The sequence below is a fragment of the Microbacterium esteraromaticum genome (genome assembly GCF_016907315.1).
GTDB lineage: Bacteria > Actinomycetota > Actinomycetes > Actinomycetales > Microbacteriaceae > Microbacterium > Microbacterium esteraromaticum.
Map to the genome: position 1 here is coordinate 3,143,111 of NZ_JAFBBS010000001.1, position 23,936 is coordinate 3,167,046.

Consider the following 23,936-nt stretch of genomic DNA (forward strand, 5'->3'; position numbering starts at 1 on the left):
CATGTCGACACACGTGCTGAGCCTTCTCGTCGAAGACACCCCGGGCATCCTGACCCGCGTCGCCGGTCTCTTCGCCCGCCGCGGCTTCAACATCCACTCCCTGGCGGTCGGCGTGACGGAGGTGGCGGGCATCTCCCGCATCACCGTCGTCGTCGACGTCGAGGCCCTGCCGCTCGAGCAGGTCACGAAGCAGCTGAACAAGCTGATCAACGTGATCAAGATCGTCGAGCTCGAGCCGTCGAACTCGGTGCAGCGCGAGCACATGCTCATCAAGGTGCGCACCGACAACAACACCCGGTCGAACGTGCTCGAGATCGTGAACCTGTTCCGCGCCTCGATCGTCGACTACGCCCCGGATGCCGTGGTGATCGAGGTCACCGGCGATCAGGGCAAGGTGCAGGCGCTGCTGCGGGCGCTCGAGCCGTTCGGCATCAAGGAGCTCGCCCAGTCGGGTCTGCTCGCCATCGGCCGCGGCGGCAAGAGCATCACCGAGCGCGTCCTGCGCGGCTGACAAGAACTTACGAACCACAAGCAAGGAGAAACAACACCGTGAGCACCGAGATCTTCTACGACGCGGACGCCGACCTCTCGATCATCCAGGGCAAGAAGGTCGCGATCGTCGGCTACGGCTCGCAGGGCCACGCCCACGCGATGAACCTTCGCGATTCCGGCGTCGAGGTCACCATCGCCCTCAAGGAGGGCTCCAAGTCGATCGCCAAGGCCGAGGAGGCGGGCTTCCCCGTCAAGAACGTGGCTGACGCGGCTGAGTGGGCCGACGTCATCATGATCCTCGCGCCTGACCAGCACCAGCGCACGATCTACAACGAGTCGATCAAGGACAAGCTGACCGCGGGCAAGGCCCTCGCCTTCGCGCACGGCTTCAACATCCGCTTCGGCTACATCGACGCTCCCGAAGGCGTCGACGTCATCCTCATCGCTCCCAAGGCTCCCGGCCACACGGTGCGCCGCGAGTTCGTCGCAGGTCGTGGCATCCCCGACATCATCGCCGTCGAGCGCGATGCGTCGGGCAAGGCCTGGGACCTCGCGCTGTCGTACGCGAAGGCCATCGGCGGCACCCGCGCCGGCGTCATCAAGACGACCTTCACCGAAGAGACCGAGACCGACCTGTTCGGCGAGCAGGCCGTGCTCTGCGGTGGCATGAGCCACCTCGTGCAGGCCGGCTTCGAGACCCTGGTCGAGGCTGGCTACCAGCCCCAGATCGCGTACTTCGAGGTTCTGCACGAGCTCAAGCTGATCGTCGACCTGATGTGGGAGGGCGGCATCGCCAAGCAGCGCTGGTCGATCTCCGACACCGCCGAGTTCGGCGACTACGTCTCGGGTCCCCGTGTCATCGACGCGGGCGTCAAGGAGCGCATGCAGGGTGTCCTCGCCGACATCCAGTCGGGCGCGTTCGCGAAGCGCTTCATCGAGGACCAGGACAACGGCGCCGAGGAGTTCCTGTCGCTCCGCGAGAAGGAGCAGGGCCACCCGATCGAGGCGACCGGCAAGGAGCTGCGTTCTCTGTTCGCGTGGAAGTCGCAGGACGAGGACTACGTCGAGGGCAGCGCCGCGCGCTGATCCATCGTCGTGAGAACGGGCGTCCTTCGGGGCGCCCGTTCTTCGTCTCTGGTCCTGCATACATCCGATGTCTGTGTCATGCTTGGTGCATGCGACAGGAATGGTTCGATGAGGCGCGGTTCGGCATGTTCGTGCACTTCGGTGCATACAGCGTGGCTGCACGGCACGAATGGGTGCAGAACTACGAGCGGCTGACCGACGAGGAGTACCGGCCCTACGTGGACCACTTCGCTCCCGACCGCTTCGACGCGAGGGCCATCGCGCGCAGGGCGAAGGAGACCGGCATGGGGTATGTGGTGCTGACGGCTAAGCATCACGACGGATTCTGCCTGTTCGATTCGGCGCTCACCGACTTCACCTCCGCGGTGGTCTGCGATCGGGACCTGGTGCGCGAGCACGTGGAGGCGCTGCGGGAGGAGGGGGTCAAGGTCGGGCTGTACTACTCGCTCCTCGACTGGCATCACCCCGACTTCACCGTCGACTGGAACCATCCGCGATGCGACGATGAGAACGCCGCGGCACTGAACGAGGACCGCGACATGGCGCGGTACCGCGAATACCTGCACGGCCAGGTGAGGGAGCTGCTCACCGGCTATGGCGAACTCGACTATCTGTTCTTCGACTTCAGCTACCCCGAGACCAGGGACGGCTGGGCGGGCAAGGGCCCCGAGGACTGGGACGCCGAGGCGCTTCTGGCGATGTGCCGAGAGCTGCAGCCGGGGATGCTGGTGAACGACCGGCTCGGCATCCCTGCCGACTTCGTCACCCCAGAGCAGTACCAGCCGACCTCACCGCTCGTCGATGGGGCGGGCGAGCCGCAGGTCTGGGAGGCCTGTCAGACCCTGAACGGCTCCTGGGGATACCACCGCGACAACACCGATCAGAAGTCAGCCGATCTTCTCGTGCGGATGCTCGCGGACTCGGTGTCGATGGATGGCAACATGCTGCTGAACATCGGGCCGGACGGACGAGGTGCCGTCGCGCCTCGCGACGCGCAGACACTGGGGGAGATCGGCGAATGGATGCTGCTCCACCGTGACGCCATCGTCGGCGCGGGCCATGCCGAGTTCGTCCCTCCGCGGGAGGGCGTCTACACACGTCGTGGCGACAGGCTGTACCTGCACCTGTTCACCTGGCCGCTCGGCTTCGTGCACCTGCCGGACCTCGCAGGCAGGGTCTCGTTCGCGCGGCTGCTGAACGACGGATCATGGCTGAAGACCTCGGTCGTCGACCCCGATCAGCGTCCGGAGAACATGACCCCTGCGGGTCAGGCCGAGGGCACGCTCACGGTGCACCTGCCCGTTCGACGCCCCGACGTGCTGCTGCCCGTGATCGAGCTCACCCTGGCCTGATGACTCCCGTCAGGGGCCGGGCACCTCGAGCCCGCCGAGGGCCAGGCGGGCCGCACCGAGGATGATGGCGTCGGGGCCGGTTCCGGCGGCCTCGATGCGGAGCCGCTGCGTGGCGAGGGGGTGACAGGCCTCGTATACGCGGCTGCGGACCGCCGCGAGGAACGGCTCGGACGCGCTCATGCTCCCCGTCAGGAAGACGGCGTGCGGGTTGAAGAAGTTGACGACGCCGGAGAGCGCCTGACCCAGGTGAGTGCCCGCGGTGCGCACGAGCGTCGTCGCAACGGGGTCGGCATCCCGCGCCAGCGCCAGTACCTGATCGACGCCGGTGATGCCCTCGACGCCGCGCTCCCGCATCTGGCGGACGAGGCTCGCGCCGCTTGCGACGGTCTCCAGGCAGCCGGTGTTGCCGCAGGAGCAGGGGATGTCGCCGCTGCCGTCGATCCGCGTATGAGTGATGTCGCCGGCAGCTCCGCTGGCTCCACGATGCACGACGCCGTCGACGACGATCCCGCTGCCGATGGCCGTGCCCGCCTTCACGGTGATGCTGTGCCCGGTCATGCCGAACTGTGCACCGTGCTCGCCCAGGGCGGCGAGGTTAGCGTCGTTGTCAACGGCCACCTGTGTGCCGCCGAAGCGGGCGCTCAGATGCTCGCCGACCCGGAATCCCGACCAGCCGGGCATCCGCGAGGGCTGGTCGACGCTGCCGGTCTCGACGTGCACTGGTCCGGGGAGGCCGATGCCGATCGCGCGCACCGGGGATCCCGTCACCAGGAGCTCCATCGCGTCGGCGATGGCGGCGAGGGTCGCCTCAGGGCCCTCCGTGAGATCGATGGGAATGGTCTCGACGAGCTGGATCGCACCCGACAGCCCATGTCTTCCGATGCGCGCGTGCCCGCCGCCGAGATCAGCGGTCAGCACGATCCCGCCGTCGTCGGCGACTCGGAGGATGCGGGGGCGGCGTCCGCCCCGGGAGGTGCCCTCTCCTGCTTCCGTCAGCATCCCGGAATCGAGCAGTGCCTGGACCCGCAGTCCCACGGTGGATGCGGCGACGCCCAGCTGATCGGCCAGCTGAGAGCGCGAGCGTGCGCGACCACTCGCGACCAGGTCGAGAATCCTTCTGGCGTCATCGGGGGCGGTGGAGGGCATGCAGCTCGTCTCTGTTCGGTCTCGGTCTGGCAACGCTTGCGAGACATCGGATGTTCCGCTTGCGTTGGAGATCGAATCATGACACGGTAACTTCCTGCAACACAATCAAATGTTGTTTCGATTCTCGAAATAACGCCCTGAACTCTGTGCAAGGAGGCATTCAATGAAGAAGATGCGGATGGGAGCCGTCGTCGCCATCGCGGGCGTCGCGGTCGCCATGACGGGCTGCTCGACCAGCGGCGCGGGCTCGAACGGGTCGGGCGACGGTGACACCATCGTCGTCGACATGTGGTCGGGCAGTGAGGACGACACGGCAGCGCTGGAGGCGCAGCTGGATGTCGCCAAGAAGCAGAACCCCGACCTCAAGATCGAGCTGCGCACCGCACCGTGGGGCGACTTCTTCACGAAGCTCACGACCAATATGGCCTCCGGCAACATGGCGTGCGTCACGGGTATGAACTCGGGCATGCTCGCCAGCTACACCGACGGCTTCGTTCCGCTCACGGCGGATGACCTCAAGACCGCGGGCCTCTCGGAGGACGACTTCGCACCGGGCGCCACCGAGATCCTGAAGAACAAGGGCGACATGTACGGTCTGCCGTTCGATGTCTCGACGATGCTCGCGTACTACAACGAGGACATGCTGACGGCCGCGGGCGCCGAACTCCCGAAGGTCGGCTGGAGCTTCGACGACTTCGAGAAGATCGCCGCCAAGGCGACGACCGGCGGCAAGTACGGCTTCGGCATCGGCATGGGCGACTTCCAGTGGCAGGCGCTCCCCATCGCGAAGTCCGGCGTGCAGCCGGTCTCGGAGGACGGGTCGCTCCAGCTCACTGACAAGGACTTCGCCTCGGCCGCCGAATGGTACGCGGGACTGGTCACCGATCAGAAGGTCGCCGCACCCGTGGCCTCGGCATCCGACACCGGATGGGGCGAGAACCAGTTCACAGGTCAGAACGCCGCCATCGCGGTCGACGGCACCTGGAACGCCGTGGGCTACCTCACCAACGACGCCGGGTTCAAGGCCGGCATGGCTCCGCTGCCGACCGGCGAGAACGGCAACCTCAGCCTGATCCTGGGCTCGGGCTTCGGCATCGCCAAGTCCTGCGAGAACAAGGAGGCGGCGCTCAAGGTGCTCGGCTCGCTGCTCAGCAAGGACGCGCAGGACTACATCGCCTCGTCGGGTCGGAGCTACCCCGCGCGCGCCGAGAGCCAGCCGCTGTACTTCGAGTCGCTCGATGAGTCGTACCGCGACCAGGTCGAGCAGGTCTTCACCGCCGCCTTCGAGAACGTCGAAGGCCAGTACGTGTCGGACAACTGGGCGAAGGTCGGCACGTTCGTGCAGCCGCAGCTGGTGAGCGTCTACAACGGCCAGGCGTCGATGAAGGACGTGCTCGAGTCCGCGCAGCAGCAGTTCGGCAACTGAGAATCGATCCGGGACGTCGTCCCGACTAAGGAAATGCAGAGATGACCACCACGACCGCTCCCCGGCGTCGTCGAGGGTCGTTCGCCAAGGTCGAGGCGCGCCAGGCGCTGGGCTTCGCAAGCCCAGCCCTGGTGGGCCTCGCCCTGTTCACGATCGTGCCCGTCGTCTTGTCCGTCGTGATGAGCTTCTTCGACTGGCCGACGTTCGGCGATCGCTCCTTCAACGGCGGGGCGAACTACGTCCGCCTCTTCGAGGATCCGAACTTCCTTCCCGCACTGCGCAACACGATGGTCTTCACGGTGCTCTACGTGCCGGTGAGCATCGCGCTGTCGCTCGCGCTGGCGCTGGGACTCGGCCCCCGCATCCGCGGACGAGGCGTCCTGCGCGTCCTCTTCTTCATCCCGGTCGTGACGCCGATGGTGGCGAACGTGCTGGTGTGGAAGATGCTCCTGCAGCCGCAGGGGCTGTTCAACGGACTCTCGCAGACATGGTTCGGGGTAGAGCTGCCCAACTTCCTGGCGGATCGGCAGTGGGCGATGATCATGGTCGTCGTCATGAGCGTCTGGCAGGGGCTGGGCTACAACATGCTCATCTTCTCGGCGGCCCTCGAGCAGCTGCCCGAGAGCGTCGTCGAGGCGGCGCGCATCGACGGTGCGCGCGGACTGCGGATGATCTGGAGCGTCATGATCCCGATGATCTCGCCGGCGATCTTCTTCGCGACGATCATGACCATGATCACCTCGCTGCAGGTGTTCGTCCAACCGCAGATGCTCACCGGCGGCGGGCCGGGCAACGCGACCATGCCACTGGTCATGTGGATCTACAACCAGGGATTCAAGTTCCAGGACCTCGGGCTGGCCGCGGCCGGGGCGTGGATCCTGTTCGCCCTCATCATCATCATCACTGCGCTGCAGTTCGGTGCGCAGAAGAAGTGGGTGCACTATGAGCACTGACGCGATCATCCAGCCGGTCCTCACGGCCGGAAGCGACGACGGGCATGTCGAATCCGATGCTCGCCGAGGGCGGGCGCCCATGACGCGCGGGGAGCGAGCCCGGCTCGTCTTCGGCCATGTCCTGGTCTACCTCGCCGCGGCACTGTTCATGCTGCCGCTGATCTACGCCTTCTTCTCGGCGCTGAAGCCGAACGCCGACATCTTCTCGATGCCGCCCAGCCTGTTCGGCTCGGAGGTGCGCTGGTCGAACTTCGCCGAGGTGTTCTCCTTCGGTCCGTTCTGGACGTACATCGGCAACTCGCTGTTCACCTCGGTGGCAGGGACGCTGGTCGTGCTCGTGGTGTCGACGACAGCGGGCTACGCCTTCGGCCGGCTGCGATGGAAGGGGCGCGACGCGGTCTTCGTGCTGTTCCTCGCCACTCTCATGGTGCCGGCCGAGGTGCTCGTCATCCCGATGTTCCAGGTCATGCAGTGGTTCGGGTGGGTGGACACCTACCAGGCGCTCATCTTCCCATTCGCGTTCACCGCCTTCGGCACGTTCCTGATGCGGCAGTTCTTCCGTGGCATCCCGTACGAGCTCGAGGAAGCTGCTCGCGTCGACGGGGCAGGCCCGCTGAGATGCTTCCTGCAGATCATCCTGCCGCTGTCGACGTCGGCTGTCGCTGTGCTCGCCGTCTTCACGTTCCTGTCGTTCTGGAACAGCTACCTCTGGCCGCTCATCGTGACGGTCGACTACAACGCGCACGGGACGCTGCCGGTCGGGCTCGCGAGCTTCTCCGGTCTGACGGGCACTCGATGGGACCTGCAGATGGCCGCGTCGATCATCTCTATGATCCCGACCACCATCCTGGTGATCGCGTTGCAGAAGCACCTGGTCAAGGGCATCGCCATGGCCGGCCTCGGTGGACGCTGACCGCGGCATGGCGCAGCAGCATCGGAACGAGGCGATCTCCGGCTACGCCGGGATCGACATCGGCGGCACGAAGATCGCCGCTCTCATCGTCGACGACGCAGGTGGTGTCCTCGCTCGCGGCGCCGTACCCGCTCCGGCGCGGGAGGGCGGAGCTGCCATGGCGGACGCCGCGGCTCGGCTCGTCGCCGACCTGGCTCAGCGCGCCGGGGCTCACCTCCTCAGCGCCGGCGTCGGTGCTGCGGGTGTCATCGATCACGAGACCGGCACCATCCGTGCCGCCTCGGCGACATTCTCGGACTGGGTGGGCTTCCCCCTGGCGACGGAGCTCACGATCCGCCTCGGAGTGCCTGTAGGAGTGGAGAACGACGTCAACGCGTTCCTGCTCGGCGAGGCCGCCGCGGCGTCGGTCCGCGATGACGTCCTGGGCGTCATGCTCGGCACCGGCGTCGGCGGCGCGCTCATCATCGACGGCCACCTTCGTCGCGGCCCCCACGGCGCGGCCGGTGAGATCGGGCATACGCCCGGCTACAGCGACCTCGTCTGCACGTGCGGTCAGATCGGGCACCTCGAGACACTCGCCTCGGGAACGTCGATCGGGCTTCGCTTCGCCGAGCGCGCGGGGGAGCACGTCGGCGGTGCTCGCGAGGTGGCCGCTCGCGCGCGCCGCGGTGACGCCGATGCGATCGCGGTCTTCCGCACGGCAGGGCGGGCGCTCGGCCTCGCGTGCGCGAGCGCCGCGACGCTGCTCGACCTGCCTCGGGCGATCGTGGGCGGGGGAGTCGCTCAGGCCTGGGACCTCCTTCAGCCGGGAGTCGACGAGGCCCTTCGCACGGACGCGCCGGTGTCCGGCATCCCGCTCACCATCCTGCCGGCCCGCCTGGGCGAGGATGCGGTGGCCCTCGGCGCCATCGAGACCGCACGCAGCCTCGATCTGGCTGCGATCCCCTGACCCTCTCGCCGCAAGGAGCGAACGTGAACGAACGACTGGAAGCCAGTGAGATCTGGATGGGCCCGCTGCCCGAACTCGCCGAAGGCGGACTGGCGGCACCGCGCATCGGCATCGCAGGGATCTCGATCGAATCCAGCACCTTCTCACCCCATGTCTCCGGAGACGAGGCATTCACGATCCGGACGGGCGCCGACCTCATCGCCTACTACCCCTTCCTCGATGAGGGTCGTGAACTCCGCGAGGCCGCCACCTGGGTGCCTCTCTACCATGGTCGCTCGCTGCCCGGCGGGGCAGTAGATCCTGCCACCTACCGGCGGATGAAGGATGCCATCGTCGAGGCGATCCGTCGTGAGGGGCCGTTCGACGGCTTCTTCTTCGACATCCACGGCGCCATGAGTGTGCAGGGGATGCAGGACGCAGAGGGCGACCTCGCGGACGCGGTGCGCGAGGCGCTCGGTTCCGACACGCTGATCTCGACATCGATGGACCTGCACGGCAACGTGTCCGAGGTGCTGCGCGACCAGGTCGACCTGCTGACCTGCTACCGCATGGCGCCCCACGAGGACTGGCTCAACACCAAGGAGCGCGCCGTGTGGAATCTGCTCGCGCGACTGCGCGGCGAGCACGGCGCCGACCCGGTGCGCCGTCGTCCGCTCAAGGCGTGGGTGCCCGTGCCTGTCCTGCTCCCAGGAGAGAAGACGTCGACGCGCCTCGAGCCGGCGCAGAGCATCTATGCCGAGCTGCCCGCGATCGAGGCGATGGAAGGTGTGGTCGACGCCTCCGTGTGGATCGGCTACGCGTGGGCCGATGAGCCGCGCTGCCAGGCCTACGTGGTCGTGACGGGAGACGACGGGCCGCTGATCGCCGGCGAGGCGGAGCGCGTCGCGCGGATGTTCTGGGCCGCGCGCGAGGACTTCGTCTTCGTGGCACCGACCGCCACACTCGACGGGGCGCTGAGGAAAGCACTCGCACCGGACGCCGCCCGCCCTTATCTCATCTCCGACTCCGGTGACAATCCGACCGCGGGCGGTGCCGGCGACGTCACCTGGACGCTGGGAGAACTGCTCGCCCGCCCGGAGCTCACCGACCGATCGCGCACGACCCTGGTCGCCTCCATCTTCGACGCGGGCGCCGTCGCCGTCGCCGTCGCTGCCGGAGTGGGCTCGACCGTCACCTTGACGGCGGGCGCGCGCGTCGATGCCGGGCCTCGGGGCCCGCTGACCATCACGGGCGAGATCTTCTCGATCACGCATGGAGATCCGGATGCAGGCACCCAGGTCGTCATCGCAGTGGGCGGCGTGCACGCGATCATCACAGAACGTCGCAAGCCGTTCCATCACCTAGAGGACTTCAGGATGCTGGGGCTGGATCCTGAGGCCGCGGACATCGTCGTGGTGAAGATCGGCTACCTCGAGCCGGAGTTGTACGAGCTCGCCGCCGACTGGACGCTCGCCCTCACCCCTGGCGGCGTCGATCAGGACCTCCTGCGGCTCGGCCACCATCACCTGCAGCCGGGAGTGTTCCCCTTCGACACCGACGGCGACCCAGCGCTCACCGCCCACGTGAGCCGACGAGAGGAGAGCCCCGCATGCTGAACTTCGAGACACGCATCGGCCCCGACCTCGGCGCCCATGCTCCCCGCTACCCGCAGAACGGGGTGCCTGACTGGTATCGCGACGCCAAGCTCGGTTTCTTCGTGCACTGGGGCCTCTACTCCGTGCCCGCATGGGCGGTGCAGCATGGCGAAGGCGTCAACATCCCCGCAGAGGACGCGTATGCCTGGCATCAGTACGCCGAGTGGTACGGGAACACCGTGAGGATCGCGGGGAGCCCCACCTGGGAGCGGCACCAGCGGGTCTATGGCGCAGGCACCTCCTACGAGGACCTCGCGGAACTCTGGGATGCCTCGGCCTTCGATGCCGACGCCTTCGTCGATGAGCTCGTCGGCGCCGGAGCCCGATACATCATCCCCACCACGAAGCACCACGAGGGCTTCTGCCTCTGGGGCACCGGGACGACCGGGTTCAACGCGGTCGCCCGCGGTCCGCGTCGCGATCTCATCCGCGAGTTCCATGACGCCACGCGCAGAGCGGGAGCGCGGTTCGGCGTCTACTATTCGGGGGCGCTCGACTGGCACGTCAGCGACTTCCCGCCGATCGAGTCCGACACCGACCTGTTCCGCTTCCGGCGCAACGACGAGCACTTCTCGCGCTACTCGGCGTCGCAGCTCGATGAGCTCATCGAGCGCTTCTCGCCGGACGTGCTCTGGAACGACATCGAATGGCCGGACGGCGGCAAGGGCGACGACCCGTTCGCCGTGGCCGCACTGCTGAAGCGGTACTTCGAGTCCGTGCCTGACGGCGTCGTCAACGACCGCTGGGGCGTGCCCTACCACGGCTTCCTCACGCGCGAGTACCGGGACATCCCCGACATCCTCGATCAGCCGTGGGAGTCGACGCGCGGCCTTGGCTACTCGTTCGGATTCAATCAGGCGGAGGACGCCCGGCACTCGCTCTCGGGCGATGAGCTGATCCGCATGCTGGTCGACGTGGTCTCGAAGAACGGCAATCTCCTCATCAACGTGGGTCCGGCCGCCGACGGCTCGATCCCCGAACTGCAGCTCGCAGCGATGCGAATGATGGGCTCCTGGCTCCGCCAGAACGGCGACGCCGTATACGGCACGCGGCCGTGGATCCGATTCGGCGAGCCGCTCGCACCGGTTCGCTACACGTCATCGGCAGCCGGCGTGCACGTGCACGCCATGGATCCTGCGGGCGGCGAGGTGACGCTGCCCCCTGAACTGGCCGGGAGGGACGTGCGCTGGGCTGACGGATCCCGCGCCCGGGTCGCGACCGGCGTGAGCGGCGTCTCGATTCTCGAGATCCCGGACGCGCTCCGCGGCGATGCGGTCGCGGTGGCGACGGCGTCATGAGCGCGAGGACTGCCCTCGAGGTCGCCGTGCAGGATGCCGCCGGCGCACGTACGGCGTTCGACGCCGGCGCGGACCGCGTCGAGCTATGCCAGGCGCTCGCGGGTACGGGCGGATTGACCCCGTCGGCCGGAACGATCGAGGCGGTGCTGCGGATCGCAGACGCTCCCGAGCGAGTCGCCGTGCTCGTGAGGCCGCGACCGGGCGGATTCGTCTACGACGCGGAGGAGGTCGCACTGGTCGCCGCGGATGTCCGCGACGCCGTGCGTCGCGGCGCCGGTGGCGTGGTCGTCGGCGCGCTCACGCACAGGGGCGCCGTCGATGAGGAGGCGATGCGGCGCTGGACGGATGCTGCAGATGGCGCGGACGTCGTGTTCCATCGGGCCATCGATGTGCTGCCCGCGCCTCTGGGCGCGATCGATCAGCTGATCGGTCTCGGCGTGCGCCGGGTGCTCACCAGCGGCGGCGCCGCGCGAAGCATCGACGGTCTCGCCACCATCGCGGGGATCGCTCGGGGGTCTGCGGGGCGTATCCAGGTCATGGCCGGCGGTGGAGTACGCCCTCGCGACATCCCCGACCTCGTGCGCGGAGGAGCACACGCCGTCCATCTGTCAGCGCGCACCTCGTCATCGGATGCTATGCCTGCAGGACCCGGCGGTGGTGCCGCCGGGTACGACGTCACCGATGTCGCGATCGTCCGCGCTGCGCGCGCGGCGCTGAACGGCGTTCTCGCGCTCCGCTAGCGGAGCGCGAGAACGGCCCTGACTACTCGCTGGCCGGGGCATCCTCGATCTCGATCGGCGCCTCGCCATCGGCCCACTGGGGAGCAGGCAGCGTCACCGTCTGGCCGCCCTGGATCTGACGAAGGGCATCGGCGATCTCGTCGGAGTTGGACGGAACCGGGAGTCCGCACTTCTCGAGCTCGGACGCGAACCTCAGCGTGAGGCGCTCCTTGCCTGCCTCGACGGCTTCGGCAGTGGTCCCGTACTTGATCTCGCTGCCGGTCTGGATGTCGGATACCGAGTCGCACACGTGGTAGACCTTGCCCCCGTCGACCCAGGTCACGGCGTCCTCGCCGAGCAGCTGGATGACCGTCGACTGGTCGGCCGTGTACTTCTCGACGGACGGCGGGTTGAAGTCGATGCCCACGATCGTCGCGATCACGGCGAGCACGATGCCGAGGGCCCCGGCGATCGTCTTCTGGCCCTTGTCCATGTCCTTGTTCAGGAAGATCAGGATGATCAGCGGCAGGAACGCCAGGATCGCGATGATCGCGCCGAGCTGGTTCTGGACGAAGAAGCGCACGGCGTCGGACCTCTTCGCAGGATCGAGTCGGTTCGCCTTCTTCCACAGGATGGATCCGGTGATCGCCAGCGCCGCGATGACCACGAGCAGCACGAGCAGGGTGATGAAGGCCCACTGCGGGAACGTGGCGTCCGCTCCGCCCTCGACGAGCAGGCCCGTCTCGGGGTCGCGCATCAGCTCGCCATCGCCGCCGGTGACCTCGCGCTGACGCAGCAGCCAGAAGATCGCGACGGCCTCTGCCGCGATGGCCAGCGCCCACAGGACCGCAGCGATCCACCGCAGCGTCGTCGACTTCCTCTTCGCCTCGGCGGTCGGCACCCACGTGCGCTCGCTCATGCCGCGCCCGTCACCGGGCTCGGCGACCGGCCTGCTGTTCTCTGCCACTTTTTCCTCCCCAGGAGCTGTCGACCTGAGCATAGTGGAACGCCTGCCACCGCTCGGGGACCCGTCAGACGCGCGCCCGCTCCTCCTGCTCGATCTCGAGTGGTCCGGTCAACGCGGGCGGTGCCGCGCGGAACAGCCGCGTGCGCCAGAGCAGATAGGCGAAGCCGAGCGCGGTCCAGATCGCGCCGATCAGCATGGCGCTCGGCTCGAGGCTGAACCAGAGCATGACGTTGATCGCCGCGCCGAGCGCGGGCACCACGACCCAGCCGATCACGCCCCTCTTCGCACGATCGTGGCGGAACCGCAGCCACGTGGCGATCACCGACAGGTTGACGAAGGTGAACGCGACGAAGGCGCCGAAGTTGATGAGCGACGCGGCTTGGAACAGATCGAGGAAGACGGCGGTGGCCGCCAGGAGCCCGATGATGATCAGGTTCGCCGACGGCACGCCCTTGTCGTTGAGACGTGCGAACAGCCGACGCGGGAGCACGTCGTCTCGTCCCATCGCATAGAGCAGCCTCGCCGCCGACATCTGCTGGGTGATGCCGCATCCGAGGACCGCCACCATGTAGCCGCCGATGAACAGCGCCTGGAACAGTGCGCCGCCGATGTATTTCGCCATTTCGGGCGATGCGCCGACGATGTCGCCGACGAGTGTCACATCGGGGAACAGCACCTGCATCACGTAGGTGACCGACACGAAGAAGACACCGGCGGCGGCAACGATGAGGAAGATCGCCCGCGGGATGTCCCGACGCGGATCGCGCGCCTCTTCCGACATCGTCGTGACGGCGTCGAACCCGAGGAAGGAGAGGGCGAGGATCGCCGCGCCCGAGGCGACGCCGCTGAACTGCTCTGGGGTGGCGAGGAAAGGAGCAAAGGAGAACGCGGCGCCGTTCGCGCCGTCGAGGATGCTCTTCACGGTCAGGACGACGAACGCCACGGCCGTGACGATCTGGATGACGACGAGTGCGGTGTTGACCTGTGCGGCGAGTCGCACGCCCGCCAGATTGACGCCGGTGCAGATGACGATCGTGCCGAGGATCCACACCCAGGCGGGTACATCGGGGAAGGCGACGGTCATGTAGATCGACGAGAGCAGTGCATTGATCATGGGAAGCAGGAGGTAGTCGAGGGTGGCGGCCCAGCCGACGATGAAGCCCAGGTGCGGGTTGATCGACTCTCTGGTGTACGTGTACGCCGAGCCGGCACGCGGATAGATGCGCACCATCCTGCTGTACGCCCATGCGGTAATCGCCACCGCGACGAAGATCAGCAGATACGACAGGGGCACGCGCCCCTCAGATACCTCCGCGACGATGCCGAAGGTGTCGAACACGGCCATCGGCGCCATGTAGGCCAGGCCGAGGAACACGATCTGAGTGAGCGACAGTGAGCGCCGGAGGCCGGGCGCCGTGCTCGGTGACGATACGGGTGAGGTGGACATCAACGGATCCTTTCTCCGACGGCTTCGGCGGAGCAGTGCGGCGACGATTCGCCGGGGTGAGGGAGGGAGGGGCGGTCCCCGGCGCGGTCTGTCTCGTGGACGACGGTGCCGGCGACGACGGTCAATGCAGCGTGCTGATCGAGGAGGGCGGCGGGGTCCGCCTCATGGCGGTAGAGGTCGTCGCTCCAGGCGACGACGTCGGCGGACGCTCCGACGCGGATCACGCCGAGGTCGCCATCCGCATGCCATGCCCAGGCGCCTTCGCGGGTGTACCCGCGGAGCGCATCGTCGAGGCCGATGCGCTCAGAAGCGGTCCAGCCGTCTCCGCCCTGCAGCCCGGCTCGGGTCAGCGCGGAGTAGAAGCCGACCCGGGGGTCCATCTCGCCGACCTGCCAGTCACTCGACAGCGCCACATGCGCCCCGTCGTCCATGAGCGAGCGAATGCGCCACGCGCGGTCCCAGCGCTCCTCGCCCACGTTCTCCATCCACGTGCCGGCGACGAGGTCGGGGGAGCAGTGTCGCGGCTGCATGGCTGCGGTGACGCCGAGCTGTGCGAAGCGCGGCAGGTCGTCGGGGTGCAGGCATTCGACATGCACGATGCCGTGCCGTCGGTCATGTGTGCCGTTGACGCGGGCTGCCTGCTCGATGGCGTCGAGCGCGAGACGGACGCCGCCGTCTCCCGTGGCATGGGTGTGGGTCTGGAAGCCCATGGCGTCCAGCTCGGTCACGATCCGCGTCAGCTCTCCTACGGCGGCGCTCGGATGGCCCCGGTGGCCGGGCCGGTTGGCGTAGTCGTCGAGCATCCACGCGGTGTGCGGCTCGATCACGTCGTCGGCGTAGAGCTTCAGAGGTCCGAATCTGAGCAGCGGATGCTCGGCAACCGAGTCCACCGCCTCGCGCAGTCGTGCGCGGAATGACGCGTCGGCGTCGATCGGGTGGAACAGGGCCGCGATGACGCGCGAACTCAGTCGGCCCTCGTCGCGCGCGCGGAGCATGAGGTCCATCTCGGCGAGGGGGACCTGGGGCTCGACGGCGGTGGTGATCCCGGTCGCGGTCGCCATGCGCAGACTCGAGAGCATCCGGCGGTACCGGCGGTCGGGGGAGTAAAGAGGGATGTCTCTGCGCAGGGCATCGAGGCCCGCTGTGGTCATAGCACTCGTGTAGAAGTCGGTCACCCATCCGGTGGGCCGGCCCTCACTGTTCAGCTCAGGGCGGCCCCACGCGATCTGTCCGCCGTCGGCGATTCCCAGCACGCGCAGTGCGACGTCGTTGAGCCAGACCGAATGCTGGTCGTAGGTCGTGACGAACACGGGCCGGTCGGTGATGCCCGCGAGGTCAGCCGAATCGGGACGGCGTCCGGAGACGATCGAGTACACGGCGTTCTCTCCGCACACCCAATCCAGATCCGGGCGGGCGTCCGCGAGGCCCGTGAGCCTTCGCCGGACCTCGGCGAGGGTGTCGGCGCCCTCGAGGCTCACCGCGTCCTCGTCGAAGCCCAGCAGGAGGTGATTGTGGCTGTCGATGATCCCCGGTGTCACGAGCGCGCCGTTCAGGTCTCTGACCTCGCGAGCCGGGGGCGCATCCGCCGTGCTCCCGACGTACGTGATGCGCCCGGCGGTGATCCCCACCGCCTCGGCCCAGGGCTGGGCGGGGTCGAATGTGCGCACGGTGGCGTCGGTCAGCAGCAGATCTGTCATGTTCGTCCTCGAAGTTTTTTGACTACAGCGTCAAAGAATGGGTCGAGTGTTGCATTCATTCGCGGTAGTGTCAAGGAATGGCCAGACCGAAGCGGCAGGATGCCAGACGAGCCGACCTTGTGGAGGCGGCGCTCTCGGCGGTGTCCGAGCACGGCCTGCGCTCCATCTCGCTCACGGACGTGGCGCAGCAGGCAGGGCTCACCCGTGGTGCGATCCTCTACTACTACGCCGACCTCGACGCGCTGCTGGTCGAGGCTCATCGTGCGGGAGTCGAGCGATACTGCGACGCGCGCGACGAGCTGATCGCGGGGCTGAGCGACCCGCGCGAGCAGCTCGCCGTGGCGATTCAGGAAGGCCTGCCCGACGGACCTGACGACGCGCTGATGCGGCTGCTGTACGAGTTCGACATCCTCGCCGGCAACTCGTCACTGCACGACGAGATGGTGGAGACGATGTACTCGCGGCAGCTGGCGACCTACACGGGCGTGCTGCACCGCGGCATCGCAGCGGAGATGTTCGCTCCGCAACTCGATGTGGCGACGCTGGCGATGACGCTGGTCGCCCTCGAGGATGCTTACGGGCTGCACATCGTCGGTGGCAACTCGCTCATCGACGTGCCTCAGGCGGAGCAGGCGATGCGACGTGTCGCCGAGAAGCTCGGCGCGGCTCCGGGGGCGGGCCGCCGCGGAACGCGATCGGCGTGAGTACTCTGGGACGGTGAGCTCCGACCCCGATGACGATGCCCCGAGCTGGGAGGGCGACGCTGCGCTCGACGCGCGCCGTCCTGCACCCCACCCGAGCGAGCAGCGCGCGACCCGGCCTGCGCCGGCGCCGCAGGGCGGTGACGCGGCCCCTTCGCGCGACGACCAGGCTGACGTGCGCGATGACGAATCGCAGGGAATCGGAACGGCGACGCTCGTGATGCTCGGCATCCTCGGCGGCGTATACCTGCTGTACACGGTCGGCTGGGTGATCGGCGGTGTCGGCATGCAGGCCAAGGCGATGTTCATGCTGCCCGCACCTCTCTATCTCGCGAGCATGTGGATAGCGGCGCTCGCCCCCGCTCTCTGGTTCGTCGCGACGCTCATTCTGACCCGTGGCGGCAGGGACTGGGTGCGCATCAGCGCCCTGGTGGTCGGAGCCGCGCTGCTCGTGCCATGGCCGTTCGTGGTCGCCGGGGGAGGGGGAGCGCTGTGAGCGAGAGCACGTCGTCCGCCGGGGCGGCACCCACGGCATCCCGCATGATGAGCATGCTTCGCGGCTTCGTCACAGGCATCCTCGGACTCGCCTATGCGTTCCTCATCTGGAACGCGACCTTCTATCTGATCGAGATGGCGCAGGCAGGCATCAGCGGATACGGCTGGACGGTTCTGCTCATGCCGGTGATCGTGCCGATGATCGTGTTCGTGGTGGCGCTGCTGATGACACGCCGACGGCCCCTCGGGGTCTTCATCGTCGGGATGCTCGCCGGTCTCGGGCTGAGCGCGGTGTTCTGGCTCGACACGCTGAGCTACGCGCTGCGCAACGGGGCATCGCTGCTCGGCTGAGTTCCACGGCGGCCTGCTGCAATGGCCCGTCACACGGTCGGGGCCCTCGACGGCGCTGAGGTAAAGTGTGTCCCGATCGCGCCCCGACGGCGTGCGGCGCATCGGCTTACTCCCGCTCGTCCTGCCCCGAAGGATCTCTGTGCCGAACAACACCGCCACCAAGCCCGTCGTCCTGCTCGCCGAGGTGCTTTCGCCCGCGACGATCGAGGCGCTCGGCCCCGACTTCGACGTGCGCGAGGTCGATGGAACCGATCGTGAGGCGCTGTTCGCTGCCCTCGCCGACGCCGATGCCGTGCTCGTCCGCTCGGCTACGCGCATCGACGCAGAGGCGCTCGCCCACGCTCCGAAGCTGAAGGTCGTCGCCCGCGCCGGCGTCGGGCTCGACAACGTCGACATCAAGGCCGCGACCGCAGCCGGCGTCATGGTCGTCAATGCGCCCACGTCGAACATCGTCTCCGCGGCCGAACTCACCGTGGGACACATCCTCAGCCTCGCCCGTCGCATCCCCGCCGCCCACGCGTCGCTCTCGAGCGGAGCCTGGAAGCGCAGTTCGTTCACCGGGGCCGAGCTCTTCGAGAAGACGGTCGGCATCATCGGCCTCGGTCGGATCGGCGCGCTCGTCGCCGCGCGGCTCAACGCGTTCGACATGCGGGTCATCGCGTACGACCCCTACGTCACGAGCGCGCGGGCGCAGCAGCTGGGCGTGCAGCTCGTGACCCTCGACGAGCTGGTCGCGGAGTCCGACTTCATCACCATCCACATGCCGAAGACCCCCGAGACGACGGGCATGATCGCCGCCGAGCAGTTCGCCGCGATGAAGCCCACCGCGTTCGTCGTGAATGTCGCACGCGGCGGCCTGATCGACGAGGCCGATCTGCACGAAGCACTCGTCGCGGGTGAGATCGCCGGCGCCGGACTCGACGTCTTCACCTCCGAGCCCCCGGCCGAGGGCAGCACGGCTCAGGCGCTGCTCGGTCTGCCGAACGTCGTCGTCACGCCGCACCTCGGTGCCAGCACCGACGAGGCACAGGAGAAGGCGGGCGTGTCGGTCGCGCGATCGGTGCGCCTCGCGCTCGGCGGCGACCTCGTTCCTGACGCGGTCAACGTCGCGGGCGGCGTCATCGACCCGTACGTGCGTCCCGGCATCCCGCTGGTCGAGAAGCTGGGCCAGATCTTCTCGGCTCTCGCACAGTCGCCGATCACCAGCCTCGACGTCGAAGTGCACGGCGAGCTCAACAACTACGACGTCAGCGTGCTGCGGCTCGCCGCGCTCAAGGGCGTCTTCACGAACATCGTGAGCGAGACGGTCTCGTACGTCAACGCGCCGCTGCTGGCCGAGCAGCGCGGTATCGCGGTGCGGCTCGTGCAGGACGACATCAGCGAGGAGTACCGCAACGTCATCACGCTGCGCGGGGCTCTCTCCGATGGTTCTCAGCTGGCGATCTCGGGCACCCTCACCGGGCCCAAGCAGATCGAGAAGCTCGTGGCGATCAACGAGCACGCCATCGAGCTGCCGATCGAGAAGCACCACGTCGTGATGCTCTACACCGACCGCCCCGGCATCGTGGCCGTGTACGGCCAGAAGTTCGGCGACGCCGGGATCAACATCGCGGGCATGCAGATCGCCCGTCAGGCCGCCGGCGCGCAGGCGCTCAGCGTGCTCACCCTCGACTCGCCGGTCTCGGACGAGCTGCTCGAAGACGTCAGCGTCGCGATCGACGCCGACCTGTTCCGTCAGATCGAGATCGCCGAGGTCTGATCGCTCACACGCGCTGACGCGGGTTCCGGTTCATTCCGGGGCCCGCGTCGTCGCATCCACCACCAGCGCGACCAGCCTGTCGAGCGCGGCACCGGTCGGCACGAACTCGCTCATCGCGCCCTGGTCCTCGCCGGGCTCCGCGAGGGAGTTGTTGAAGTACAGGCCGTCGCTGAGCAGCATGACGAGGTCCAGCGCGGTCTCGTCTCGCACGTGCGGTCGGATCGCATCAGCCCAGCGTGTGCGGACATCGCGCAGTGCGTCGGACGCCGCCGCCGAGCCCCCCTGAGCGAGCCGCGTCGTCGCGATAAGGGCCCGATCGAGGGCGTCATCCTCCATGACCGACGTGCGCACGTAGTAGGAGATGGGTCCGTCATCCGCAGCCGACATGCGTTCCAGGTCGTCGTCGGTCAGGGCGCTCAGCCGTGCGGTGAGGCCGTTAGCCAAGTCGTCCTTCGAGGCGAAGTGGTACAGCAGTCCGCCCTTCGATACCCCGGCCGCCCTCGCGACGGCTTCGAGCGTGGCCGCTCGCTCGCCCTCGGCGATGAGGATGCTCTGGTAGGCGTCGAGCACGCGTTCGCGTGCCAGGGGTGGACGAGGCATCGGCTTCTCCTGATCGTCGGCTTCTGTGTTACTGTACCAGCCGGACGGTTTAGAAACGCTGCCGTCCCCTGAACCCGAAAGGTGCGGTCATGTCCATCACAGCCCCGATCCGGCTCTCCCAGGAAGACGGTGCGCGCGTCGGCGCCCGCGGGTGGGCCGCGCTGGCTGTGCTCATGCTGCCGGTGCTGCTCGTGTCGGTCGACAACACCGTGCTGAGCTTCGCACTGCCGGAGATCTCGCTCGCGCTGCGCCCGAGCGGCGCAGAGCAGCTCTGGGTGATCGATGTCTACTCGCTCGTGCTCGCCGGCCTCCTGGTCACGATGGGGGTGATGGGCGACCGGTTCGGCCGTCGGCGGATGCTGTTCATCGGCGCGACGGGTTTCGCGGTGGTCTCCGCGCTGGCGGCCTTCGCGCCGACTGCGGGGCTGCTCATCGCCGCCCGTGCGGCGCTCGGCTTCTTCGGGGCGATGCTGATGCCGTCCACGCTGTCGCTGCTGCGGTCGATCTTCCCGAACCGTGACCAGCGTCGACTCGCCATCGCGATCTGGGCATCCGGGTTCTCTGCGGGGTCGGCGCTCGGACCCGTCGTCGGCGGATTCCTGCTCGAGCACTTCGCGTGGGGTTCGGTCTTCCTCATCGCCGTACCCATGCTCGTCCCGCTTCTCATCGGCGGGTACTGGCTGCTGCCCGAGAGCCGCGATCCCAACCCAGGCCGGATCGACCCGATCGGCATCCTGCTCTCGATGGCGGCCATGCTGCCCATCGTCTACGCGATCAAGTCGTTCGCCGTCGACGGCCCGACGCCCGCGGCGGCCGGTCTCGTGGTCCTCGGCGTCACCATGGGGTGGCTGTTCGTGCGCCGCCAGCTGCGCGCCGAGACACCCATGCTCGACATGAGCCTGTTCCGCCGCGGCGGATTCAGCGGGGCCATCCTCGTGAACCTGCTCAGCGTGATCGCGCTCGTCGGGTTCCTCTACTTCGTGCCGCAGCAGCTGCAGCTCGTGCTCGGGCTCTCGCCGATGGTCGCGGGCTTCGCCCTGATCCCCGGCATGGCGGCGATGATCATCGCAGGCCTCAGCGTCGTGCCGATCTCGCGCCGCGTGCCACCCCACATCGTCGTGCCTGCAGGACTGCTGCTGTCGGTCGGAGGGTACCTGGTGGTCGCCATGACCGCGCAGTCGAACAGCGTGGCCTGGCTGGTCCTGGCCTTCGTCATCCTCGGCATCGGCATCGGCGCGGCGGAGACCATCTCGAACGAGCTGATTCTCGCGCATGCCCCGGCCGAGAAGGCCGGAGCGGCGAGCGCCGTGTCGGAGACCGCCTATGAGCTGGGCGCCGTTCTCGGCACCGCCGTGCTCGGGGGCATCATCACGGCGTTCTACCGCGGTGCTCTGACCATCCCGGACGGCGTCGCAGACGCACCGGCGGCTCAGGCGCGCGAGACGCTCGCCGGCGCGTACGCCGCCGCCCAGGAGCTTCCGGCCGCGCAGGCGGATGCGCTGTGGCAGGCGGCGACCCACGCGTTCGATTCAGGCATCGTGACGACCTCGCTGATCGGGGCTCTGCTCGTGGCATCCGCGATCGTCGTCGCGGCGACGACCCTGCGCCCCAGCCGCTGACATCCGGCGTGCCGTGCGCCGGTGCGCCGCTACGCTGGAGGCAGTGTCCGCGGCGACCCGCGTGGCGGACGAGCAGGGCTGCAAGGAGACTCATGTCGCGCGTCGTGAAGCTGGCCGTCATCCCCGGTGACGGAATCGGACGAGAGGTCGTCGCCGAGGCGGAGCGCGTGCTCGACGCGGTCACCGCGGGCGGCGACGTGACGTTCGAGAAGACGCGGTTCTCGCTCGGCGCCGGCCGCTACCTCGAGACCGGCGACACGCTCACGGATGACGACCTCGCGGCCATCCGCTCGCACGACGCGATCCTGCTCGGCGCGGTCGGTGGAACTCCGGGTGACGAGCGGCTGAAGGACGCCAACATCGAGCGCGGCCTGCTGCTCAAGCTGCGCTTCGAGCTCGACCACTATGTGAACCTCCGTCCCTCGAAGCTGTTCCCCGGCGCCTCCGGCCCTCTTGCGAACCCCGGTGAGATCGACTTCGTCGTCGTCCGCGAAGGGACCGAGGGGCCGTATGTCGGCAACGGCGGCGCGATCCGCAAGGGCACCCCCCACGAGGTAGCCAACGAGACGAGCGTCAACACGGCCTTCGGCGTGGAGCGCGTCGTCCGCTATGCCTTCGGCCTCGCCGAACGTCGACGCAAGAAGCTCACCCTGGTGCACAAGACCAATGTGCTCGTGCACGCGGGTGCGATCTGGAAGCGCATCGTCGACGAGGTCTCCTCCGAGCATCCCGATGTCGCCGTCGACTACCTGCACGTCGACGCGGCCACCATCTTCCTCGTGACCGACCCGGCACGATTCGACGTGATCGTCACCGACAACCTCTTCGGCGACATCCTCACCGACCTCGCCGGCGCCGTCACCGGCGGCATCGGCCTGGCCGCTTCGGGCAACATCAACCCCGACGGCGCCTTCCCCTCGATGTTCGAGCCCGTGCACGGCTCGGCTCCAGACATCGCAGGCCAGCAGAAGGCCGATCCGACCGCAGCGATCCTGTCGGTAGCCCTTCTTCTCGACCACCTCGGCCTCCACGATGAATCCGCGCGGGTGCAGCAGGCGGTCGAAGCCGACATCGCGAGCCGCGACGGCGCCCGCACCACCGCCGAGACGGGCGACGCGATCATCGCCCGACTGCAGGCGTAATCTGAGAACACGCGCATCGACGCCGCATCCGACAGAGGACAGACATGACCGATACCGCCACCACGGCCAGCTCCGACACCGCTGAGCTCACGTTCGCCGTGACGAAGAACCTCGCAGCCAAGAGCCCCGCCCAGCGCGAGGAGATCCTGCAGAACCCCGGCTTCGGCACGAACTTCACCGACCACATGGTCGACATCTGCTGGTCCGAGAAGGGCGGCTGGCATCGCCCGCGCGTCCAGCCGTACGGACCGATCTCGCTCGACCCGGCCGCCGCCGTGCTGCACTACGGGCAGGAGATCTTCGAGGGCATCAAGGCGTACCGGCACGCCGACGGCGGGGTATACACCTTCCGGCCCGACCGCAACGCCGAGCGCCTGCGTCGCAGTGCTCGCCGCATGGCGCTGCCCGAACTGCCGACCGAGTACTTCATCCAGTCGATTCGCGAACTGATCGCGGTCGACGGTGCCTGGGTGCCCTCGGGAGCCGATCAGAGCCTGTACCTGCGTCCCTTCATGTTCGCCAAGGAGGCGTTCCTCGGGGTGCGCGCGGCGAAGAAGGTCGCCTACTACCTCATCGCCTCGCCGGCCGGCGCCTACTTCACGGGCGGCGTCAAGCCCGTGCGCATCCGGCTGTCGAAGACCTACGCGCGAGCAGGCAAGGGCGGCACGGGAGCGGCGAAGACGGGCGGCAATTACGCCTCGAGCCTGCTGCCGCAGGCAGAGGCTGCCGCTCAGGGCTGCGACCAGGTCGTCTTCCTCGACCAGGACGGCAACGTCGAAGAGCTCGGCGGAATGAACATCGTGTTCGTCTACAAGGACGGCCGCGTCGTGACCCCGCAGTCCGACAGCATCCTCGAGGGCATCACGCGCGACTCGCTGCTGCAGCTCGCTGAAGACCGCGGTCTCACGGTCGAGCGTCGCGCCGTCTCCCTCGACGAGTGGCGCCAGGGGGTGGCATCCGGCGACATCGTCGAGGTGTTCGCCTGCGGCACCGCGGCCGTCGTCACACCGATCGGGGCCCTGGTCTCCGACGACTTCGAAGACGAGCAGCCTCTCGGTGAGCTCGCCCTCTCGCTGCGCGAAGAGCTGACCGATATCCAATACGGCCGCCGCGAGGACAAGCACGGCTGGCTGGTGCGCGTCGACTGAGTCCCGCTTCGAGGCCCCGCCCGTCCTTCTGCAGGACGGGCG

22 protein-coding genes are annotated in these 23,936 nt (G+C 68.1%); 17 read left to right on the forward strand and 5 right to left on the reverse strand.

Annotated features, from left to right (window positions below; genetic code table 11):
- Position 1: 1 nt before the first annotated feature.
- The 3 genes from ilvN (at position 2) to JOE67_RS14965 (ending at position 2,930) form a co-directional block, all read left to right on the forward strand.
- Positions 2 to 511: an acetolactate synthase small subunit gene (ilvN, locus tag JOE67_RS14955; protein WP_204976306.1), complete on the forward strand. Its 510-nt coding sequence runs from the start codon at positions 2 to 4 to the stop codon at positions 509 to 511.
- Positions 512 to 549: 38 nt separating this feature from the next.
- Entirely contained in the window at positions 550 to 1,578 is a 1,029-nt protein-coding gene (ilvC, locus tag JOE67_RS14960; RefSeq protein ID WP_204976308.1) for a ketol-acid reductoisomerase, read from the forward strand.
- 89 nt (positions 1,579 to 1,667) lie between these two features.
- Positions 1,668 to 2,930: an alpha-L-fucosidase gene (locus JOE67_RS14965; protein ID WP_204976310.1), complete on the forward strand. Its 1,263-nt coding sequence runs from the start codon at positions 1,668 to 1,670 to the stop codon at positions 2,928 to 2,930.
- Between the two features lie 9 nt (positions 2,931 to 2,939).
- On the opposite strand, the gene JOE67_RS14970 is transcribed toward JOE67_RS14965, so the two are convergent.
- Positions 2,940 to 4,076, reverse strand: coding sequence for an ROK family transcriptional regulator (locus tag JOE67_RS14970; RefSeq protein WP_204976314.1), 1,137 nt, complete (start codon positions 4,074 to 4,076; stop codon positions 2,940 to 2,942).
- A 163-nt stretch (positions 4,077 to 4,239) separates the two neighbouring features.
- Between JOE67_RS14970 and JOE67_RS14975 the strand changes: the two genes are divergently transcribed.
- The 7 genes from JOE67_RS14975 to JOE67_RS15005 are packed head-to-tail and all read left to right on the forward strand — an operon-like array spanning position 4,240 to position 11,989.
- Positions 4,240 to 5,502 (forward strand): ABC transporter substrate-binding protein, encoded by a 1,263-nt coding sequence (locus JOE67_RS14975; RefSeq protein ID WP_239528171.1) that lies wholly within the window; start codon positions 4,240 to 4,242, stop codon positions 5,500 to 5,502.
- 41 nt (positions 5,503 to 5,543) lie between these two features.
- Positions 5,544 to 6,455, forward strand: a complete 912-nt coding sequence (locus tag JOE67_RS14980; protein ID WP_204976315.1) for a carbohydrate ABC transporter permease — start codon at positions 5,544 to 5,546, stop codon at positions 6,453 to 6,455.
- Complete coding sequence (locus JOE67_RS14985; protein WP_204976316.1) at positions 6,445 to 7,368, forward strand: carbohydrate ABC transporter permease; 924 nt, start codon at positions 6,445 to 6,447, stop codon at positions 7,366 to 7,368. The genes JOE67_RS14980 and JOE67_RS14985 overlap by 11 nt, the downstream gene beginning before the upstream one ends.
- A complete protein-coding gene (locus JOE67_RS14990; protein ID WP_338041634.1) occupies positions 7,358 to 8,317 on the forward strand; it encodes an ROK family protein in 960 nt (319 codons plus the stop codon). Before JOE67_RS14985 ends, JOE67_RS14990 begins: the two co-directional genes overlap by 11 nt.
- Positions 8,318 to 8,373: 56 nt before the next feature.
- Positions 8,374 to 9,912 carry a M81 family metallopeptidase gene (locus tag JOE67_RS14995; protein WP_239528723.1) on the forward strand — a complete coding sequence of 513 codons (1,539 nt, stop codon included), beginning with the start codon at positions 8,374 to 8,376 and terminating at the stop codon, positions 9,910 to 9,912.
- Positions 9,906 to 11,249 (forward strand): alpha-L-fucosidase, encoded by a 1,344-nt coding sequence (locus JOE67_RS15000; RefSeq protein WP_204976319.1) that lies wholly within the window; start codon positions 9,906 to 9,908, stop codon positions 11,247 to 11,249. Before JOE67_RS14995 ends, JOE67_RS15000 begins: the two co-directional genes overlap by 7 nt.
- Positions 11,246 to 11,989 carry a copper homeostasis protein CutC gene (locus JOE67_RS15005; protein WP_204976321.1) on the forward strand — a complete coding sequence of 248 codons (744 nt, stop codon included), beginning with the start codon at positions 11,246 to 11,248 and terminating at the stop codon, positions 11,987 to 11,989. Before JOE67_RS15000 ends, JOE67_RS15005 begins: the two co-directional genes overlap by 4 nt.
- A gap of 22 nt (positions 11,990 to 12,011) precedes the next feature.
- Here JOE67_RS15005 and JOE67_RS15010 read toward each other — a convergent pair whose 3' ends face one another.
- The 3 genes from JOE67_RS15010 to JOE67_RS15020 form a co-directional block, all read right to left on the reverse strand.
- Positions 12,012 to 12,935: a hypothetical protein gene (locus tag JOE67_RS15010; RefSeq protein ID WP_338041635.1), complete on the reverse strand. Its 924-nt coding sequence runs from the start codon at positions 12,933 to 12,935 to the stop codon at positions 12,012 to 12,014.
- 64 nt (positions 12,936 to 12,999) lie between these two features.
- The gene (locus tag JOE67_RS15015; RefSeq protein ID WP_204976322.1) at positions 13,000 to 14,382 is read right to left on the reverse strand and encodes an APC family permease; all 1,383 of its coding nucleotides are present in this window, start codon (positions 14,380 to 14,382) and stop codon (positions 13,000 to 13,002) included.
- Complete coding sequence (locus JOE67_RS15020) at positions 14,382 to 16,079, reverse strand: amidohydrolase (RefSeq protein WP_204976324.1); 1,698 nt, start codon at positions 16,077 to 16,079, stop codon at positions 14,382 to 14,384. The genes JOE67_RS15015 and JOE67_RS15020 overlap by 1 nt, the downstream gene beginning before the upstream one ends.
- A 77-nt stretch (positions 16,080 to 16,156) precedes the next feature.
- Between JOE67_RS15020 and JOE67_RS15025 the strand changes: the two genes are divergently transcribed.
- The 4 genes from JOE67_RS15025 (at position 16,157) to serA (ending at position 19,385) form a co-directional block, all read left to right on the forward strand.
- Positions 16,157 to 16,783, forward strand: a complete 627-nt coding sequence (locus JOE67_RS15025; protein WP_204976327.1) for a TetR/AcrR family transcriptional regulator — start codon at positions 16,157 to 16,159, stop codon at positions 16,781 to 16,783.
- Positions 16,784 to 16,796: 13 nt separating this feature from the next.
- Positions 16,797 to 17,276 carry a hypothetical protein gene (locus tag JOE67_RS15030; RefSeq protein WP_204976329.1) on the forward strand — a complete coding sequence of 160 codons (480 nt, stop codon included), beginning with the start codon at positions 16,797 to 16,799 and terminating at the stop codon, positions 17,274 to 17,276.
- Positions 17,273 to 17,626 carry a hypothetical protein gene (locus JOE67_RS15035; RefSeq protein ID WP_204976331.1) on the forward strand — a complete coding sequence of 118 codons (354 nt, stop codon included), beginning with the start codon at positions 17,273 to 17,275 and terminating at the stop codon, positions 17,624 to 17,626. The genes JOE67_RS15030 and JOE67_RS15035 overlap by 4 nt, the downstream gene beginning before the upstream one ends.
- Positions 17,627 to 17,765: 139 nt before the next feature.
- The gene (gene serA / locus JOE67_RS15040) at positions 17,766 to 19,385 is read left to right on the forward strand and encodes a phosphoglycerate dehydrogenase (protein ID WP_204976333.1); all 1,620 of its coding nucleotides are present in this window, start codon (positions 17,766 to 17,768) and stop codon (positions 19,383 to 19,385) included.
- Between the two features lie 30 nt (positions 19,386 to 19,415).
- Here the strand turns inward: serA and JOE67_RS15045 are convergent, their stop codons facing one another.
- Entirely contained in the window at positions 19,416 to 19,985 is a 570-nt protein-coding gene (locus JOE67_RS15045) for a TetR/AcrR family transcriptional regulator (RefSeq protein WP_204976335.1), read from the reverse strand.
- Between the two features lie 89 nt (positions 19,986 to 20,074).
- On the opposite strand from JOE67_RS15045, the gene JOE67_RS15050 reads away from it, so the two are divergent.
- The 3 genes from JOE67_RS15050 to JOE67_RS15060 all read left to right on the forward strand — a co-directional run bounded on the left by JOE67_RS15050 (position 20,075) and on the right by JOE67_RS15060 (position 23,894).
- Entirely contained in the window at positions 20,075 to 21,604 is a 1,530-nt protein-coding gene (locus tag JOE67_RS15050; RefSeq protein WP_204976336.1) for an MFS transporter, read from the forward strand.
- Between the two features lie 92 nt (positions 21,605 to 21,696).
- On the forward strand, positions 21,697 to 22,746 hold the full coding sequence (locus JOE67_RS15055; RefSeq protein WP_204976338.1) for a 3-isopropylmalate dehydrogenase: 1,050 nt from the start codon (positions 21,697 to 21,699) through the stop codon (positions 22,744 to 22,746).
- Positions 22,747 to 22,790: 44 nt separating this feature from the next.
- Complete coding sequence (locus tag JOE67_RS15060; protein WP_204976339.1) at positions 22,791 to 23,894, forward strand: branched-chain amino acid aminotransferase; 1,104 nt, start codon at positions 22,791 to 22,793, stop codon at positions 23,892 to 23,894.
- The last annotated feature ends 42 nt before the right edge of the window (positions 23,895 to 23,936 follow it).